Source organism: Vibrio sp. 1874 (genome assembly GCF_033344395.1).
In the GTDB taxonomy this organism is placed as follows: domain Bacteria; phylum Pseudomonadota; class Gammaproteobacteria; order Enterobacterales; family Vibrionaceae; genus Vibrio; species Vibrio alginolyticus.
Genome location: NZ_JAWPOR010000057.1, coordinates 1 through 1748, shown reverse-complemented (window position 1 = coordinate 1748; position 1748 = coordinate 1). Strand labels below are relative to the sequence as shown.

General features: G+C 42.4%; 2 protein-coding genes. One reads left to right on the top strand and one right to left on the bottom strand.

Going from position 1 to position 1748, the window contains the following annotated elements:
- A partial coding sequence (locus R8N46_RS24460) for a TraB/GumN family protein (RefSeq protein ID WP_318189684.1) occupies window positions 1–386 on the bottom strand: 386 nt, incomplete at its 3' end.
- Window positions 387–946: 560 nt separating this feature from the next.
- On the opposite strand from R8N46_RS24460, the gene R8N46_RS24455 reads away from it, so the two are divergent.
- Window positions 947–1748: carbohydate-binding domain-containing protein (locus R8N46_RS24455; RefSeq protein WP_318189683.1), on the top strand; the 802-nt coding region annotated here is incomplete at its 3' end.

Below are 1748 nucleotides of genomic sequence, written 5' to 3'. Positions count from 1 at the left end.
AGCGCGAGTTGGATGGTCAGAGCTGCGGTCCAAGGTGGCGCATTGAGAAGTTGCGCTTCTGCCATGCCTAGATCTTTGGCGATGTTCACTAACAGTTGGCGTTGAGTTTTGTCGAGTACGTCTTTAGAGAGAATCGAACTCACTGGGTACACCACACCTTCAGAGCTTCTTACATCGGCCTCAATAATTAAGCCCGAGCTTTGTTCCAAAAACTTAGTGATGTTTTTCGGAAGTGGATACATGCTTTTATCACCGACATGTACGGAGCCGATAATCATGTATTCCGTGTCGCCTTTTTTAGCTCGCCAGTGTTGAGGCTCAGCGTAGGACGAAAAGGAGGTAAAGATAACAATAAGAGATGACATCAGTGTCATTAGGCGAAACATAGTTTTTATCCTCGGCTGAATCTTATGGTGAGACTCTGATTTCAGCATCTACAACTCACAGGGGATATTACTTTATACCCAAATAAAGCTTAGACACCAGAGCTCACTTTAAAACTCTTTTTTGCAACGATTGGATAAACCAACCAATCGACAAAAACGTCATTTCAAACAATATTGACGAGTTTTGACACGCTAAAAATGAGATTGACTTCACGAAAGCTAAATTGGTGAGTTTGTTATTAATGGTTCACAAAATAATCAGATGTGATCCGAATCCTACAAAGTCATACCAAATCAATCGGAATCGGTGATTTAGATCGCAACAAACTCGTCAAAATAAGTTGTTCGATTTTGACGTTGGTTGTAAGTGCATGAAATAAATGTGTTTATATTTTTTCTTGGTGAGTGGAGTTTGAGCTGGATCACTTCTTACTTTTATTTATTTTACGCTTGGAAATAACTGCTTGTATGTTGAATGACATTGTTGAGCACCACAGATTTGGGTGCTTTTAAATTGCGTAATTGTCGTTTTGAACCACTGACTTTTTGGGGAAAGTAAGATGTTGAAACCTAGTTTGATTGCTGCTTCTGTTATCGCAACACTAGCAGGTTGTTCTGCTCTGCAAAGCTCTGAGCAACAAGTTGTAAATTCACTGGCTGATAACCTTGATATCCAGTATCAAGTGCTCACTAACCATGGTGCTAATGAGGAGCTGGCATGTCAGGATTTGGGCGCTGAGTGGGCATCTTGTAACAAGGTCAACATGACGCTAGTAAACCAAGGCGAAGCAGTTAACTCAAAAGATTGGGCGATCTACTTTCACAGCATTCGTTTGATCCTAGATGTCGACAATGAACAGTTTAAAATCTCTCGCGTAACGGGTGATCTACACAAACTTGAACCAACTGATAAGTTTGATGGTTTTGCAGCGGGTGAAGAGGTGGTTCTTCCTCTGATCGGTGAATACTGGCAGCTTTTTGAAACAGATTTTATGCCGGGTGCATTTGTTGCAGCGCCAAACGCTGAACCTAAAATGATCGCTTCTCTCAATACTGAAGATGTGGCTTCTTTTGTCACTGGTCTTGAGGGTAATAACCTAAAACGTACACCAGATGACAACAACATCTTTGCCAGTGCGGTATCGCGTTTCGTGAAGAACGACGACTTAGTGAAACAAGACGTCTCCACGACGTTGTTACCAACGCCAATGCACGTTGAGGCGGGCAAAGGCAAAGTCGATATTACAGAAGGTATTGCGCTGCCTAAAGACGTATTTGATGCGGCTCAGTTCGCAGCGATTCAAGATCGTGCAGAAGTGGTAGGTGTGGATGTTCGTGGTGATCTTCCTGTAAGCATCACTG